18 protein-coding genes are annotated in these 16189 nt (G+C 59.4%); 11 read left to right on the top strand and 7 right to left on the bottom strand.

Features of this window, described 5'->3' with window-relative positions; translation table 11 throughout:
- Nucleotides 1-57: 57 nt before the first annotated feature.
- The 3 genes from D6201_RS13000 (at nucleotide 58) to D6201_RS12690 (ending at nucleotide 3197) form a co-directional block, all read left to right on the top strand.
- Entirely contained in the window at nucleotides 58-219 is a 162-nt protein-coding gene (locus D6201_RS13000; RefSeq protein WP_165853572.1) for a hypothetical protein, read from the top strand.
- A 19-nt stretch (nucleotides 220-238) separates the two neighbouring features.
- Entirely contained in the window at nucleotides 239-2347 is a 2109-nt protein-coding gene (locus D6201_RS12695; protein ID WP_120049427.1) for a TonB-dependent receptor, read from the top strand.
- A 76-nt stretch (nucleotides 2348-2423) separates the two neighbouring features.
- Nucleotides 2424-3197, top strand: coding sequence for a methyltransferase domain-containing protein (locus tag D6201_RS12690; RefSeq protein ID WP_120049426.1), 774 nt, complete (start codon nucleotides 2424-2426; stop codon nucleotides 3195-3197).
- 30 nt (nucleotides 3198-3227) lie between these two features.
- On the opposite strand, the gene D6201_RS12685 is transcribed toward D6201_RS12690, so the two are convergent.
- From D6201_RS12685 to D6201_RS12670, 4 genes are all read right to left on the bottom strand, one after another.
- Nucleotides 3228-4040, bottom strand: coding sequence for a DJ-1/PfpI family protein (locus D6201_RS12685; protein WP_120049425.1), 813 nt, complete (start codon nucleotides 4038-4040; stop codon nucleotides 3228-3230).
- The gene (locus tag D6201_RS12680) at nucleotides 4037-6184 is read right to left on the bottom strand and encodes a TonB-dependent siderophore receptor (protein WP_120049424.1); all 2148 of its coding nucleotides are present in this window, start codon (nucleotides 6182-6184) and stop codon (nucleotides 4037-4039) included. Before D6201_RS12680 ends, D6201_RS12685 begins: the two co-directional genes overlap by 4 nt.
- A 117-nt stretch (nucleotides 6185-6301) precedes the next feature.
- The gene (locus tag D6201_RS12675) at nucleotides 6302-6727 is read right to left on the bottom strand and encodes a hypothetical protein (protein ID WP_133304023.1); all 426 of its coding nucleotides are present in this window, start codon (nucleotides 6725-6727) and stop codon (nucleotides 6302-6304) included.
- Between the two features lie 139 nt (nucleotides 6728-6866).
- Entirely contained in the window at nucleotides 6867-7820 is a 954-nt protein-coding gene (locus D6201_RS12670; RefSeq protein WP_120049447.1) for a GlxA family transcriptional regulator, read from the bottom strand.
- A 175-nt stretch (nucleotides 7821-7995) separates the two neighbouring features.
- On the opposite strand from D6201_RS12670, the gene D6201_RS12665 reads away from it, so the two are divergent.
- The 7 genes from D6201_RS12665 to D6201_RS12635 all read left to right on the top strand — a co-directional run bounded on the left by D6201_RS12665 (nucleotide 7996) and on the right by D6201_RS12635 (nucleotide 13686).
- The gene (locus D6201_RS12665; protein ID WP_120049422.1) at nucleotides 7996-8718 is read left to right on the top strand and encodes a DJ-1/PfpI family protein; all 723 of its coding nucleotides are present in this window, start codon (nucleotides 7996-7998) and stop codon (nucleotides 8716-8718) included.
- Entirely contained in the window at nucleotides 8718-9044 is a 327-nt protein-coding gene (locus D6201_RS12660) for a DUF3817 domain-containing protein (protein ID WP_120049421.1), read from the top strand. Before D6201_RS12665 ends, D6201_RS12660 begins: the two co-directional genes overlap by 1 nt.
- Nucleotides 9041-9469 carry a CopD family protein gene (locus D6201_RS12655; RefSeq protein WP_120049420.1) on the top strand — a complete coding sequence of 143 codons (429 nt, stop codon included), beginning with the start codon at nucleotides 9041-9043 and terminating at the stop codon, nucleotides 9467-9469. The genes D6201_RS12660 and D6201_RS12655 overlap by 4 nt, the downstream gene beginning before the upstream one ends.
- Nucleotides 9470-9582: 113 nt before the next feature.
- Nucleotides 9583-10419: an oxidoreductase gene (locus tag D6201_RS12650; RefSeq protein ID WP_120049419.1), complete on the top strand. Its 837-nt coding sequence runs from the start codon at nucleotides 9583-9585 to the stop codon at nucleotides 10417-10419.
- A gap of 33 nt (nucleotides 10420-10452) precedes the next feature.
- Complete coding sequence (locus D6201_RS12645) at nucleotides 10453-11364, top strand: AraC family transcriptional regulator (protein ID WP_165853573.1); 912 nt, start codon at nucleotides 10453-10455, stop codon at nucleotides 11362-11364.
- Nucleotides 11361-12251: an NAD(P)H-binding protein gene (locus tag D6201_RS12640; RefSeq protein ID WP_120049417.1), complete on the top strand. Its 891-nt coding sequence runs from the start codon at nucleotides 11361-11363 to the stop codon at nucleotides 12249-12251. Before D6201_RS12645 ends, D6201_RS12640 begins: the two co-directional genes overlap by 4 nt.
- Nucleotides 12252-12516: 265 nt before the next feature.
- Nucleotides 12517-13686 carry a hypothetical protein gene (locus D6201_RS12635; RefSeq protein ID WP_133304022.1) on the top strand — a complete coding sequence of 390 codons (1170 nt, stop codon included), beginning with the start codon at nucleotides 12517-12519 and terminating at the stop codon, nucleotides 13684-13686.
- Between the two features lie 523 nt (nucleotides 13687-14209).
- Here the strand turns inward: D6201_RS12635 and D6201_RS13200 are convergent.
- The 3 genes from D6201_RS13200 to D6201_RS12625 are packed head-to-tail and all read right to left on the bottom strand — an operon-like array spanning nucleotide 14210 to nucleotide 15385.
- Entirely contained in the window at nucleotides 14210-14338 is a 129-nt protein-coding gene (locus D6201_RS13200; protein WP_277949496.1) for a hypothetical protein, read from the bottom strand.
- Between the two features lie 43 nt (nucleotides 14339-14381).
- Nucleotides 14382-15065, bottom strand: coding sequence for an ImmA/IrrE family metallo-endopeptidase (locus D6201_RS12630; protein WP_120049415.1), 684 nt, complete (start codon nucleotides 15063-15065; stop codon nucleotides 14382-14384).
- Nucleotides 15062-15385: a helix-turn-helix domain-containing protein gene (locus D6201_RS12625; protein WP_120049414.1), complete on the bottom strand. Its 324-nt coding sequence runs from the start codon at nucleotides 15383-15385 to the stop codon at nucleotides 15062-15064. The genes D6201_RS12630 and D6201_RS12625 overlap by 4 nt, the downstream gene beginning before the upstream one ends.
- Nucleotides 15386-15741: 356 nt before the next feature.
- Between D6201_RS12625 and D6201_RS12615 the strand changes: the two genes are divergently transcribed.
- A complete protein-coding gene (locus D6201_RS12615; protein WP_120049412.1) occupies nucleotides 15742-16005 on the top strand; it encodes a DUF3892 domain-containing protein in 264 nt (87 codons plus the stop codon).
- Nucleotides 16006-16189 lie beyond the last annotated feature (184 nt).

Raw genomic sequence — 16189 nt, 5'->3', positions numbered from 1 at the left:
GCCGCTATCGCCCCTACGAGACGGGCCCGCCCACGCCTCTCGCAACGCCGCTCCGCCGTGCGCGTTTTTGCCAGCCCGCTTCTGATCGCGGTGATGACGCTGGCGGGGTTGCTGCTCGGCCTGACCGGTGATGGCGTGCGCGACATGGTATCCTGGCTACTGTTGGGCGCGGTGCCGTGCGTGATCGTCACCGCTTTTGTTCGTTCAAGAATTCCTTGAAAAATCTGAAAGTTATCTGATGCATTTTCGTAAACAGACCCTGCCTGTATTTGTTGTCGCTGCCGCAATTGCCACGCCTGCCTTCGGTCAAGAGGGGCAGGACACGATCGTCGTCACCGCCCAGCGGGAGAATGAGACGCTGGTCCTGAATTCCGGGAGTGCTGGTGTGCTGGGTGATAAACCGGCCGAAGATCTTCCCTTCGCCATCCGGTCCTATGACGAATCGTTAATCCTCAACCAGCAGCCGCAAACGCTGGGCGAAGTGCTGGAGAATGATCCGACCATTCGCACAACTTACGGATTCGGCAATGCTGCGGAGCAGTTCGTCATTCGCGGCTTCACGCTTTTTGGTGACGATGTCGGGCTGAACGGCCTGTACGGTATTACCCCGCGACAGCTTGTCTCGCCCGAATTGTTCGAAAGCGTGCAGGTGCTAAACGGGGCCAGCGCCTTCCTGAATGGTGCCGCGCCAGGCGGATCGGGCCTTGGCGGCAGCGTAAATCTCCAGCTCAAGCGTGCTGGGGACCAGCCGCTGACACGGGTAACCGCGAGCTTTACGCAGGATGGGCATTTCGGCGGCAGTTTCGATGTTGCCCGCCGCATTGGCGCGGATGATGCACTGGGCGTGCGGATCAATGGTGCATACCGCGATGGTGAGCTGGCGATAGAAGGCGAGGATCGCCGGTCGCAGGTTCTAGGCGCCAGCTTCGATTATGATGGCGGCCATATCCGTGCGGCGCTTGACCTTGCCTATCAGGAAATCCGCATCGACAGCCTGCGGCCCAAGGTCACGATCGCCAGCGGCGCGGTCCCTGCCGTGCCGCAAAGTGATGCAAATTACGCGCAGGATTTCGCCTTCACGGAAATGCGCGACGTGTTCGGCACGCTGTCATTGGAATATGACGTCGCGGACAATGCGCTGCTTTATGCAAAAGCTGGCCTGCGCGATGGTCGCGAGGACGGTATTTACGATACGATCACCGTGCTCGGCGCCGTCACTGGCGCGGCAAATGGAACCGCGCTGGTCGTGCCCCGCACCGACAATAACGAAGCGGTCGAGGCCGGTTTGCGCGTTTCCCTAGGTGAGAGCGTAACGCATGAAATCAATTTCGGTGGCAACGCTGTTTGGCAAACCAATCGCAACGCCTTCGATTTTCGCTTCGGTCCGGGCTTTGCGGGGTTCGATACGAACCTCTTCGATCCGGTACAGGTCGACTTGCCCTCGTCGAGCTTCGTCGGCGGGAATCTGGAAGATCCGTTTCCGCTCGCGAAAATCCGGCAATTCAGTGCCTTTGCATCCAATACGCTCGGCTTTCTGGATGACCGTATCCTGCTGACCGGTGGCCTGCGATTACAGGCAATCAATGCCAAGAGTTTCAGCTTCGCAGATGGCACTCTCGGCACGGAGTATGACGAAGACGCAATCACTCCGGTCGCCGGGCTGGTTGTAAAGCCTGCCGACGGTATCTCGCTTTATGCCAACCGGATCGAGGCATTGCAGCAAGGAGCGACAGCGCCCGTCGACCCCTCGATCATCAATCCGGGTGAAGTGCTCGCCCCGCGCCGCTCAACGCAATACGAAATCGGCGGCAAGGTGCGGATTGGCAATATGTTTGCCAGCCTCGCCGCCTATCAGATCGAGCGTCCAGGCGAAGGGGTGCTGGACGATGGCAGCTTCGGCTATCGCGGCGACCAGCGGCATCGCGGGCTGGAACTGACGCTCAATGGCGAAGTTGCACCGGGACTGCGGTTCATCGGCGGGGCTGCCGTGACCGATGCGGAATTGATTGGCGGCAACGATGTGGCCGGAGTGCCGGACTTCACCGCCAATGCTGATATCGAGTGGGATCTGCCTTTTGCGCCCGGCTTCACTTTGACCGGCCGCGCAGTACATACCGGCGAGCAATTCGTCGATGCGGCTAACACGCTGGAAATCGATAGCTGGATCCGCTTCGACCTGGGCGCGCGCTATGTCTTTGCGGCAGGCGACACCCCGGTTACGCTGCGCGTGACGGTCGATAATATCGCCGACGAACGCTATTGGGCATCGGCCTTCGATGTATTCTCCGCCGCCCTGCTACAAGGCGGTCCGCGCACTGTAAAAGCGTCGATTTCGGCAGATTTCTGAGCGCAGATGCCGAGCATCGAATGTTCGTGGTCATCAGCTATCTTGTGCTTATCCGCGACAGATCTATTACGTAACAATGTCTCATTCGAATGCGAACGCTGTTGCCAATCCTGCCAATGCGCCGAGCGAGAGGTTTTTCGGAAGTGTCGGTATCGGGCCGGGTATGAGAGTGCTCGATGTCGGCTGCGGAGATGGCGAGCTGAGCCGGTTTGTCGCCGCACTCACGGGACTTGATGGCGAAATCATTGCGATTGATCGAAGCGAGACGGCGCTGGCAATGGCGCGAAGCAAGGCGGTGGATAGATCGGTAGCGAACATCGAGTACCGCCTTGCCGACCTGTCCACCGCGTTGTCCGAACTCGGCACCTTCGATGCGGTCGTTGGTCGCCGTGTGCTGATGTATTTGCCGAACGTAAAAGACGTGCTGTCTCGCTTGCGCGAGATGACAAGGGGAGGCGGCGTGCTCGGGTTTCAGGAGCATGCAAGGGCCGGGCTGCCTCGCGGACTGAGCGACCTTCCCGTCCATCGCCTAATCCACAATTGGGTTTGGGATACGATAGTGGCGGAGGGCGGAGATGACCGGCTCGGCCTGCGTCTGGAAGGTATCCTGCGGGAATGCGGGCTTGCGCCGGAACAGATAACGAGCGAGGCGATACTCCTGCAGGAAAACGATCCCAGTTTCATCCCGCAGCTGGCCCGGCTGATGCTACCGCGCATGGCGGAACAAGGCATCGTAGATCGCGATGCCGTCGATCCGGACCGCCTTGCCGAACAGATCGAACACGAGCGGCGAGCCGTCGGCGGAACAATCGTCTGGGATATGGCATTCCTGGTTTCTGCACGGCGTTAAACCGCTGAATAGCAAGGATGGTCTTTTGTTTCAGGCAGGAAGCCCAAGTCGCTCGGCTGCCGCTTCGACGGCTTTCAACGCCTGCGCATCCATCCATGGCCGCCCGGCGCGCATCGTGGCTACCCGCTCCGGACCAGCTTGGGCCGGCGTGCCATTGGCGAAGGGTGGCTCCGGCGCATATTCCAGGATGAGCTGGATACGGCGGGCGGCCTCTTCGTCGACCAGCTTCGCCGCGAGGGTCAGACCGAAATCCAGCCCGGCTGTCGCGCCTCCGCCGGTCATGCGGTTGCGGTCGATCACCACGCGCTCATCGACTTTCGTCGCGCCCAGTTTCGGCAAGAGATCGCTGACGGTCCAGTGAGAGGCTGCCCGGTATCCCTGCAGTAGTCCGGCTGCGCCGAGCAGCAGGCTGCCCGTGCACACGCTCGTCACCCACTTGGCGCGCCTGCCGCAATCGGACAGGAAAGTGAGCGTTTCCGGATCATCCATCGCCGCGATGGTGCCCATGATACCGCCGGGCACGAACAGCACGTCGACCTCGCGCGGAACCTGATCGAACGTATGCGTAGCGCCGATGGGGATGCGCACATCGGTCGCGGCAGGTTCCATTGTCTTGCCAACCAGCATAATGTTCGAACGAAGGATATTGAACACCGTCATGGGATTGATGAGGTCGAGCGCAATCATGCGCGGATGGACCAGCATCGCGATCTTCGGGGCATCCTCCGGTAATGGCGGCATCCGGCCCTGTGCATCGTGGGCTTCTGCGCTGGCGGTCTCAAACGCACCAGCGCCCCCCGCAAGCGCTGCAAGGGCCAGAATCTGGCGACGGTCGAGGGTCATTGCACTTCTCCAAAACGATAGCTGAGACTGATGGTGACGCGCCGCACATTGGCGGCATAGCATGTCCCCGGCGCGGGGCATGCTGCGACATATTCCTTGTCGAACAGGTTCGAGATACTGGCCGCGAAACGAAGCCCACTGAAATCATAGCGGATGAGCGCGTCGAACACGGTCACTTCGGGCACCACCAGAGTGTTGGCAGGATCTGCAAAACTCCTGCCAGTATGACGCAGACCGATACCGAGCCCGAGACCTGGTAATATAGTTCCGTCGGGCAGCGTGTAATCGACGAATGCGGACGCGATGAATTCAGGTGTCGCAGGGGGTGCGAGGCCGATGAGAGCCGGATCGCCCTCTCTGTTTTCGATATCGAAGGCTGTGATCGTGGCGGTCATGTTGAGGCCCTCAATCGGCCGCGCCTGAAGTTCGAATTCACCGCCGCGCGAACGAACCAGACCGCTCTGGGACTGATTACGCGGAAAACCGGGAGCGGGGTCGGAGATGAGAACGCCGTCACGCTCAATCGAAAACAGTGAGGCGGTCAGAAACAGCGGCAGTCCTCGCGCCTCGTATTTCAGGCCCGCTTCGAACGCCTCGCCGGTCTCGGGCCGAAACGATTCCCCGAGCGCCTCATCGAAACCGAATACTGGTGTGAACGATGTTGCGTAGCTGACGAATGGAGCCAGCCCCAAGGGCGTCAGGTAGCTAAGCCCAGCGCGATAGGTGGTTCGCTCGTTCTCTTGGCGGTTCGGTGCATTCCCGCCCTGGACGGTTGTCGATCCGATCCAGTCGTGCCGGATCGAAAGCAGGCCGGTGAACCCCGCGGCCTCGATTCTGTCCTGCAAATACAAGCCTGTTTGATCGAGCTTTTGATCGACCGGCGGAAAGGCCCGTAGCAGAGGCAATGCGATCCAGTATTGAGGATCAAACACATCGAGCGCCGGTGCGCTGCCGACCGCTTGCGCATTGCGGTTCTGCGACCAAGCATAATCGATACCGCCGAGCAGCGAGTGGGAGATGCTGCCGGTCGAAAATTTCGCATCGAGCCGATTATCGATGGTTAAATTGTCGAGAAACGCATCAAGCCGCGAATTACCGCGGTTGATCAATACGCGGTCGCTTTCGATGACCGGGTTACCGAAAAACTGCCCGAACAGACCTGCATAGACCAGATCGATCTCCGCATAGCGCGCGTTCGACACAAACCCCAGATTGTCCGAAAGCGCGACATCAAACGTATACCCGATTTCGTACTGGTCGCGGTCATAGCGATCAGCTTCGGGATCGGACACGAACAGGTCGATGGGAATGCGGCGTCCATCCGGCAGTGGCGTGACGAAACCCTCAAACGGCAGAAAGCCCGTTGGGCGCTGCGAGCGATCACGCGTGTAACTTCCGCGCAGTACCAGTGAAGCGTCAGGCGTAGGGGTCCACCCCACTGCAAGCGCGCCGTAGGTTCTGTTGTCTTCGGCCAGTTCAACCTGCGTATCGCCGCGCCGAACCAAAGCGTTGGCGCGCACGGCCAGTGTGTCGGAGATCGAGGCTCCGAGATCGGCCGAACTATAGACACTTCCGAACTCGTCGGCACCGACCTCGACCGCGGCAACGCTCCGCCCATCGGGAAGCTTCGAAACGATATTGACGATCCCGCCGACGCTGCCGCCTCCGTAGAGCACCGAGGAGGGCCCCTTGAGCACTTCGATCCGCTCGATCCCTTCGGCGGGTGTCGTCCATGACAGGAACACGCCTGAATTGGTGAGCACCAGACCGTCTTTGACGAGATTGTCGCTGCGAAAGCCGCGCAATTGGTAATACTCAAGCCGCGTATCGCTGCCAAAGCTCTGCGAGCGCACCCCGGAACTGTAGTTTAGCGCCTCGGAGATTGTGCGCAGATTGAGATCATCGATAAAGGCATCATCGACAACCGATATGGCTTGCGGCGTGGTCAGGATCGGCCCGCCATCCTTGTTGGCGCTGATCGCGGCATCTGATCTTTCCCGCTCGCCCGTGACAAGTATGGTGCGGCGGTCTTCCGCAGACACGCTCGATTCAGTGCTCTCCGCTTCCTGTGCGTGGAGAACGGATGCAGGGTTAAACACAAGTGCGGGGACGAACAGCGCTCGCCCGAAACGATTGAAAAACATGGAATATGGTCCTGATCGCACGGCCCGCTCAGCCCTTGCAGGAGAGCGGAACAATCATGCCGATTATCGAGGGATGCGGGAGTGCTTGCAGCGCCGAATGGCCCGCATCAACAAAGGTCAAACAATCAGGATTGGGGGTCCGGTAGCAGGCGGAGGAGGTGCCGCGAGACCGCGCCCGGGGAACGCTTCAAATTGCGCGGCAACATCGGCGCTGCCAGAAATCGGAGGAGCCGATAATTCGGCTGCTGCGGGCGAGAGGAATGGCGCGTTCAGTGAAGCGAAATCGCAACCCGACTGACCATCTCCAGATCCGTCATGATGATCGGAGTGATCCATTCCGCCATTCGCCGATGGATCGTGCGAAGCATAATCTTCGTGATCCGTCGCCTCGCTGCTCGCGCCGCCGAGGGTCAGAGCGCCATAGGAACTCGGACACGGGACGAGCGTGACATAACCGCGATCATTGCTGGAAAGCATCCATCCATAGGGGACCGACCATTGCAGCACCGCAGAAAAGACTGCGAAGAGGTAGGCTATCGCCAAGAAGGGCGTCAGAGGGCGCGGCACGCTTACTCGCATAGGGCCTTCAAGCATTGCCGTATAGGTTGTTCCGGCGGATAGGGAAAGCACTCAGAGTCTATTGTGACACCTGATAAAGCTAACAACCTCCTATGGTTTCAGACTAAGTCTGACGGCAGCCAAAACTTGCTCGGTATGCCTTCGGGCTTACCCCAAGCACGCGGCGAAAGCGATCGCGCAGACCCGACGCCTCGGCAAAACCGCTTTGCGCGGCGACTTCCCCGACCGGTATATCGGTCGTCTCCAGCAATAGGCGCGCGCGCCGGGTCCGGGCATCGATAAGCCATTGTCCGGGCGTAGTACACGCATCCTCTGCAAAACGGCGCGCAAATGTGCGCGAACTCATCCCGGCCTTGGCAGCCATCTGCGCAACCGTGATCGGCGTATCGAGGCGCTCTTCTGCCCAGCTCATAGCCTCAGCGATATGGCCGCCAGCAATCCTCTCTGCGGCTAAATCGTGCAAAATGAATTGCTTCTGCCCGCCTGCTCGGCCGAAGGGGGCAACGGCAGCGCGCGAGGAGTTGGCAGCGACCGAATGGCCGAAATCGCGCGCAACAAGATGCAGGCACATGTCGATCCCCGCCGACGCACCCGCCGATGTGACGATCTCGCCTTCGTCGACATAAAGAACATTCGGATGAACCTCGACTTCGGGATAGCTGGCAGCGAGTATATCTGCCGCACGCCAATGGGTGGTCGCGCGTCGACCGTCGAGCAACCCCGCCCCTGCCAGAACGAACGCACCGGTGCAGATCGAGGCGATACGCGTTCCCTTTTCGGCTGCATCCTGCAACGCGCCGCGGATGGATGCGGGGATTGGCTGCCACGGCTCGTCCGTGCCAAGCACGATGATCGTATCGGTCTCTTCCAGACCATCCAAAGTGCGCTCAACAACGATATCGAACGGCCTCGAGCGCACGCGACGCGCCTGCCCGCATACGCGAACCTCATACGGCTTCGAACCGTCGGCGAGCCGCGCATGCTCGAAGATGTCGCACGGTATGCCGAGATCGAACGGCACGACGCCGTGGGGAACCAATACTGCGACGATACGCATAACGAGCTTCCAGACTTTTCCGAACTGCCGCGACACTCGCCCTGCACTGGCTTTGCAAGGCTCTGACCGCGCGTCGGATCACTTTGGCAAAATTCTACCGGAATATGTCCAGAATGCCACGGCAGAGTTGATAGGCATGCGATAGGACACAGCTATCGAAAAAGGAGAAAACACCATGTCTGCCGTATCCGAGATTGCTCTTGGCGGAGGCCAAATGCCGCCGCTCCGCATTGCGATGCTGATCCATCCCATGATGACTTTGCTCGATATGGCTGGTCCGCAGTCGGCGCTCGGAATGCATGGCGAGACCTATCTGGTGTGGAAAGACCGAGAGCCGGTTCTCACCGATAGCGGCATCACCATCATGCCGACCCACACCTTCGATGATTATCCGCGCGACCTGGACGTCCTGTTCGCACCGGGCGGATTTGGAACGTCCGACTGGCTGGAAGATGAGGAGGTGATCGGCTTCCTCGCCGAAGCTGGTAAAGACGCGAAATACATCACCTCGGTTTGCAGCGGATCTCTGCTGCTGGCGGCTGCCGGTCTGCTCGACGGTTATCGTGCGGGCACGCACTGGGCCGCGCGGGGCGCTTTGGCTGCCATGGGCGTCGAGGTCGGCGAGGAGCGCGTTGTGATCGACCGCAACCGGATGACCGGCGGCGGCGTAACAGCTGGCATTGATTTCGGTCTCACTCTGCTCGCTGAATTGCGCGGCGAAGCGGTGGCAAAGGCCACGACGCTGGCGATGGAGTACGACCCCGATCCGCCCTTCAAGGGAGGCACGCCCGCATCGGCCGAGCCGGAAATTCTCGCAATGGTCAAGCAGATGACGGGTGAGATGGACAGCAGCACGATGGACATCGCGCAGCGGATTGCGGAATCGCGTTCCCAGTGATGGGCAATGTGAAAACTCATCCGATCACCAATGAAGGATGGGGCAGGCTTCGGTTCGCGGTCGCGCTTGAAGGTTTCACGCTCATCACGCTCGTACTGGTCGGATCGACGCTCAAGCACTTTGCCGACATGCCGATCGTGGTGCAGGTCATGGGGCCTGTCCATGGCCTCGCCTTCCTGTTGTTTGTCTACTTACTGATAGAAGCCTTGGCGGCCCGCATGATTGGTGGGTGGGCAGCTGTGCGGCTGTTCATCGGCGCGATGATCCCGTTCGGTGGCTTCTTCAACGAACGCTGGCTCGCGAAGAAGGCGAAGGCCGCAGCATGATGTATCTCTGGCTGAAGGCCGCGCATGTCGCTTCGGTCTTGCTGTTCGTCGGTGGCACGCTTGCACTCCTGCTTGCGGGCGCGGCTTTGGGAGCGCGCCGAGCAGACGATACGGAGCAGGCCAATTCTCTGCGAGCCGTGGTCCGGTGGTGGGATGGCCGGGTCACCGCACCCGCTATGATTGCTGCTTGGGGGTTTGGCATCTGGATCGCCGTTTCGGGTGGATGGTTTACGAGCGGATGGCTTCAGGCCAAACTATTGCTCGTGATCCTGCTTTCAGGCCTGCACGGCGTTCTCGCCGGAAGATTGCGCAGGTTGGATGTAAGCGCGTCTCCGGCGACCGCTAGGCCCTCTACAGCTTTGACCCTCCTGACAACCGGCAGCGTGCTCTGCATCGCCGTTCTCGCGGTGGTCAAGCCGGGCTAGCGGTCTGACACTGATCTCCGCTTTGGGAATATCGTGCAAGACGTTGACCGGATTGTTCTAACGCTGATGACCAATCGCGCCTATCTCTCCAAGTCTCAAGCTGGAGAAGCAAATTGGCGAGTAGAGTATGGTTCATCACCGGCGCATCGCGCGGACTTGGCCTTGACATGGCGCGCGCAGCCTTGAGAGCAGGCCACCGCGTTGTGGCAACAGCACGAGATACGGACGGCGTTGCGGATCTGATCGGTGGAGCAGAAGATGACGTTATGGTGCTTTCCATGGATGTGACCGATGGCGTCGAAGTCGAAACAAGCGTTGCTCACGCCTTCAAGCATTTTGGGCGTATCGATATATTGGTCAACAATGCCGGATACGGGCAAATGGGCCGTTTCGAGACGGTGAGCCGCTACGCGATCCAGCGTCAGTTTGCCGTCAATGTCTTCGGCTTGATGGATGTCACCCGCGCAGTCCTGCCGATCATGCGTGAGCAGAAATCGGGCCACATCTTCAATATCTCATCCATCGGCGGTGCGCGGGGATATGCAGGCTCCGCGATCTATTGCGCGAGCAAGTTCACCGTCGAAGGCCTGTCCGAAGGCTTGGCCGCCGAAGTCGAGCCGTTCGGGATCAAAGTCACAATCGTCGAGCCCGGCTTTTTCCGGACTGATTTTCTCGATGCGCATTCGGTCCGTTACGGGGATATCGACGTACCCGCTTATGCCGAAGGCAATGCCGTTCACAAAAATACCTTCGACGAGATCAGCCACAACCAGCCAGGTGACCCTTCAAAGCTCGGCGATGCGCTGGTCGCCCTGACACGAGAGGACAATCCGCCCATGCGCTTCGCAGCCGGATCGGATGCCCTCGAAATCATCGGAACAGATTTTGCAAACCGCCAACTGGAACTCGCGAAATGGTCTAAACTGACCGCGTCGACCGATTTCGATTGATAGGTTACGAACACGACTAGCATGCCTGATTGTATGGAAAGGAATGTCGCCGATATTGTCTCTTTGGCGCGTCGCCATGTCGATGGCACCGCGACAGTTGCTACGGGCGTCCCTCGTTTGATCCTTCACCAGGCGCTTTCGCCAAGTGAACCTGTGCCAGCATTTTACGAGCCCTCGTTCTGCGCGATAGTTCAGGGATCGAAGGCCGTGCGATCGGGAATTGGAGATATTGCCTACGGGGCTGGGCAGTACCTGATTGCCGGCTTCGACGTGCCGGTAATCGGCATGATCATCGATGCGAGCGAAGACGAACCGTACGTCTGCGTCCAGCTCCTCTTCGACAAAAGTATTTTGATCGAAATGCGTGACGGAATGCCGCCTGCCGAACCCATCACGGCGATTGGAATTGCTGATACGCCGTCCGATTTGCTGGATGCAGTGGCCAGGTTTGTCGGGCTCCTGGACCATCCAGCTGACGCGCCGGTTCTAGCGCCTATTTACGAGCGGGAACTTCTGTACCGCCTATTTTCCGGCCCCTTTGGCGCGCAACTTCGAAAGTTCGCCTATGTCGATAACCGTGCGGCCCCGATCGAACGCGCAATCGCTCATTTGCGCAAGACCTACTCGCAGCGGTTTGATGTAGAGCAGCTCCTGCGAGTGGCCGGACGGAGCCAGTCCTCGCTTTATCGCGACTTCAAAGACGCTACCGGCCTCAGCCCGCTGCAATTCCGTACTAGGCTTCGGTTGCAGGAAGTCCGCCGACTGATGCTCACGGAACGGTGTGGCGCAGCGGAGGCTGGCTTTGCCGTGGGCTATGACAGCCCGGCGCAGCTCAGCCGCGATTATCGCAAGCTTTATGGACGCCCGCCCGCCGAAGACATCTCGCGGCTCCGGACGTCTACCGCAACACCCGCGCAAGAAACGCGTGAAAGGAAAAGTGGATGATCGTTATTACCGCGCCAACGGGCGATATCGCCAGCAGGGTCGTGTCCGATTTGATCGATGGGCCGGAGCCGGTCCGCCTGATCGCTCGCGATCCGTCAAAACTGTCGGCAGGTATTCGTCAGAAAGCAGAGGTCGTCGAAGGCAGCCACAGCGATCTATCAGTTGTCGAAAAAGCACTCATTGGCGCGGATAGCCTGTTTTGGCTCGTGCCATCAGACATTACGGCACATAGCGCGGAAGCCGTTTATGTCGATTTCGCACGTCCGGTCGCAAGAGCGCTTGAGAACTCTAACGTGACGCATGTTGTCAGCATTAGTGCCGTAGGCCGCAATTGGTCAGGTGACGCGGGACATGCCTCAGCGTCAATTCGAATGGACGGCATGCTGGCGGCAACAGGGGTTAACTACGCAGCTTTGGCTTGTGTCTCGTTAATGTCGAATGTCGCGCGGCAAGTCCAAGCAATCGCACATCAAAACACCTTTTATGCGCCGGCTCCGCCCGATCTGGAGCTAAGACACGTGGCGCCTGTCGATGTGGCCACAAAAAGCGCGCAATTGCTGCGCGACCGCGATTGGAAGGGCTTTATCGAGGTTCCTATGCTTGGTCCGGTTGACCTGTCCTTCAATGAGATCGCGAGCACAATAAGCGATTGTCTAGGTCGGGAGATTGTCTTCCAGCAAACCGCAATGGACGAAGTGAGGTCAATGATGCTGTCAAATGGTGCATCTGAAGGTATGGCGACTGCGATGACAAGCATGCTCACCGCGAAGAATGACGGCCTGGACCATTTGATCGAGCGGTCGCCTGAAGAGCTTCGCGCTTCGCCAACATCGTTTAGAAAATGGTGCGAAACGGAATTGGCGGGGAAGATCGAGATTCGAAAGTGAGTGTCACTTCGAAGACGTAAATTACAAGCGCAAACACGAGTAGGTCGATATCAGCAAATGCATTTCGGATGGGGTCTTAACGCAGAACCAAACGGCGGTTATCCGAACGGAACTACCCAAAACCAGACGATCCGCTTCCGGCCCAATTCCTGTCTGCAAGCGCTTCTTGTTGCTCGAGTATTCTAGAATTGTTCAGCATCGAAACGCCAGACCGGTGGCAAGAAAGAATCGTCGTGCATTCTCCATCCACGGAAGAGGCAGTGCTATGATTGATAGGCTTATCGCTTTTACGACAGCTGCGGCGCTAGTTCTCGCAGGATGTGGCGGCGATGATACTCAGACTTCGCCCGCACCGCCGCCCGTCTTTACGCCGCCGACCCAACCATCCTCCACTTCAAATACCGCCTTCGGGTTTGTGCCGTTCCCTTTCGATCGGACTGCGGGGAGCCTGCAACGGGTCCACGATCTCACTGATGCTCATGCCGATTTCACAGCGGTTCACCTTGATCTGATTGGCTGCGTACCGTGGGCCGAGATGCTTGAGGGCGAAAAACTGCCTGAGTGGCTGGCAGATGAGTTCGCGGCCATCAAGGCGCGAATACCGCCTGCACACTTCACCTATGTTTCAACCACACCCACGGCGCAGAACCGGATCAATGTCGCACCGCAATGTGGTGCGACAGAGGGCGAGCCGGGTCCGCTGCCTGCTGCGCTGAAGGGTGCAGCCTTTGACAATCCGCAGCTGGTTGGGGCCTATCTGGAGTATAACCGGCGAGTGCTTGAGGTGTTTGAGCCGAGATATCTTGTTGTTGGCATCGAAATCAGCGAACTCGCACTACAGGCGCCTGCAAAATGGCCTGCGTTCGAACGGCTCTATACCACGGTCTATCAGGAACTAGACCAGAGCCATCCTGATCTTTCAGTCGGGCCGGAAATGGTGTTGCAAACCTTGATGGGACCTATTGGAACGACCGTTCGTCCACTCGTCGAGCAAAGCGATTTTCTCGGTATCAGCTTCTATCCCTATGCCTCCCCGATAGGTGAAGCGATGGGCGCGCCGGCGCTTCCCGATCCACCAGCCCAGTGGCAAGAGCCGCTCGACTGGCTCAGGGACTATACCGATACGCCCATAGCAATTGCCGAGACCGGCTACATTACCCGCGACGTGGACCTCCCCACCATCGGCATCCGACTACAAGGAGATGCTTCCAGGCAGAGACAGTTCCTGACCGACCTTGTTGCTGCGGCGAGGCGGGATGACTACCTGTTCGTCGTCTGGTTCGTGCCCGTCGATTACACCGCCCTAGTCGACAAGACCGGTGCCACGGGCGAGGCGCTCGATCTGCTTCGGATATGGCAGTATGCAGGACTCCTCGATGCGGAATTGCAAAGCAAACCGGCATGGCCCATCTGGACAGCGGCGGCTGCAAAATGACATGATCCCTGTGTGAATGCTGGAATTCAAACCAAGGTCCGCTTTCCATGGGACTTGATCACATAGCGGACCGACTGCTCTCGGCCCACTTTCGGTCGCGATGCCCCTCATTGTTCGTTGCGGCGATTTCGCAGCCTTCGCCCCCACGAACCTATCCTCCAGCAAGGATGGGCGGGGTAGGGGGATGCCCAATGGCCTTTTCGCGCGGATTAGCGGGCGAAGCCCGCTACACGGGGCAGCTATTTGGCTTCGAGAACGAGAGGGTGGAGCGTCTGGTGTTCCCCACACACGGAAACGGCGCGGGGAAGCGTCAAGCCGCCGCTCCAGCGGCAAAAGAGGACAGCACCCCTTTTACGGCACGAAGCCGCCGGACGCCCTGCGCGCGGATTGAGCGCGACAGCGGGCGCGCGGCGATGGAGAGGGGCGGGAGAGCCTGCGAATCAGCTATGAAAACGCCGCGCCCTCTAGGAGCGATACAAGTCGCAGGACAGAGCGCGTTCCCGGCAGGGACGCGCAAACAACCCTATTGGCGGGCCATGAACCTATCGAAGGTATCTTCCACCGGCTCATCCTCGCAGTCGTAACCCCACTGATCGTCCTCGATGACAAGCAGGGACATCGTCATCTCGTAACGATCGGCGAAGATCGTCATTTCCCGCGTGGGCGTTCCGGTCGGCCATACGTCGCCGGGCAGCTCAAGGCCACGCCTTTCCGATACGATTAGTCCCGGTCTGGCGCTCCATGATGACGCAGGAAGCTCCATTCCGGATTGGAGAAAGATGCGCCGCTTCTTGGCGCTGCGGCTTCGCCAGCACCAAAGCACGTGTCCGTTCGTCGCGACGACCAGGACCGCGCATTCCGAGGTGCAATCGATCCACTTGATCGCCGCCGCGGTCCGCGACACATCGTAGCGATCGGCGCAATGGCCCAGGAGATCCAAGGTCATCTCCGCCCGCCCTTACCTGACCGCGAAAATCGTCCATCGGCATGAGCAAATAGGACGCGAACTCGTCGGCCTCCTGCTCGATCCGTCGCCTGTCGGCGTCCCGATCGTAGCCAAGCACCTGCTTCTCGCCGCATTGGAAGCCCTGCGGCTCGGCGGCGCGGTGAACGAGATAATGGCCCAGCTCGTGCCCGATCGTGAAATTGATCCGCCCCGGTGGCGCGTCGGGATTATAGAGGATCGCCCATTGGCCGCTCTTGGGAAGCGGGAACAGCGCGCCCTCGAAGTCGGCGAACTCCTGAATCTTCTTGATGCGATCGGGGTAGCGGCTCGAATATTCGAGCGCGATCTGGCGCACGTCCACGGGGAAGCGCGCGCCCCACAGACGCCCTAGGAAGTTGGCCCACGCCTTCGGTCGGGTGGGCTCCAAGATCATTCGTCGTCCAGCACGTCCAGAATGCGCTTGAGTTTTTGTTTCACCGGGTCGGACGCGCCCTGATACTTGCGATAGAACGCCCGGTCGAAGTCGTCCGCGACCGGCGGCTCGGTGCGCTCCTCGTCTACCAGATATTCGCTCGTCACGCCCAGCACGCTAGCGATCCGCCCCAATTTTTCCGCGGAGGGGCGGGCGACCGGCTTGTTCTCGATCTCCCACATGTAGCTCTTGCTGCTGCCCGTCGCCGTGGCGAGCTGTTCCAGGGTCATGCCCTTTTTTTGGCGAAGATCGCGGACCTTTCGCCCTAATACCGATGACATATTCGCTCCCGATTGCGTCGGTTCGGTATGGCAATAGTTTTCCTACTTGACAAGCGAACTCGCGCTAACCATACTTTCTGTATCGCTGTTCCGAACCTGGGACAGGCGGGATTGGAGATTAGAAATGGCGGGCAAGAAAGGCGGAAACTACCGAAGCGCGATCTCTGGGCGCTTCGTGACATCGAAACATGGGAAGGCAAGTCCGCGAACAACGGTTCGCGAGGCATCGGGCAAGAGCGGAAGCTCGGGCTCTCGGTATCGTAGCGCGATCAGCGGGCGCTACGTCACCACCAAGCATGGAAAGGCGAGTCCGAACACCACGGTTCGCGAGAAGTAAGCCAGGAAAGGATAAGACGATGGCGACGCGCTATGTGAACAAGTCGAGAAAGGACCGCGATGGCGACATCACGGCCTTGTGCAATGCCGGCGAAAGCTGGTCGCCGCGGCTCAAGGCCGATGCGATCAGCGATATCGAGGGCGGCTCGCACAGCTATCACGTGTCTTGGAGCGACGGGAAGGTTACGCAGATCAGGGTCGTCCAGGGATCGAACGGAAAATATCTCCGGACCGATCGCGATGACACGACCCGCAACAATCTCGATGACCTGCCCGATTGCTAAACACGGGCGGCCGTGCCTGGCCGGTCCCTAGGATCGCGCCAGCACGTTTGCCTGCGGGTATTTGTCGTTCTTTTCCTTGTAGAGGATCAGCACCGCCGAAAGGGCCGTGGCCTGCCAACCTGGCGGAAGCTGGGGCACCAGCTCCTCGATGACGCCGCGCGCAGTCGTTCGATCGGGCGAGATC

The organism is Aurantiacibacter aquimixticola, from assembly GCF_003605475.1.
Taxonomy (GTDB): domain Bacteria; phylum Pseudomonadota; class Alphaproteobacteria; order Sphingomonadales; family Sphingomonadaceae; genus Alteraurantiacibacter; species Alteraurantiacibacter aquimixticola_B.
The sequence above is the reverse complement of the archived record's forward strand: the minus strand, read 5'-3'. Positions and strand labels throughout refer to the sequence as shown.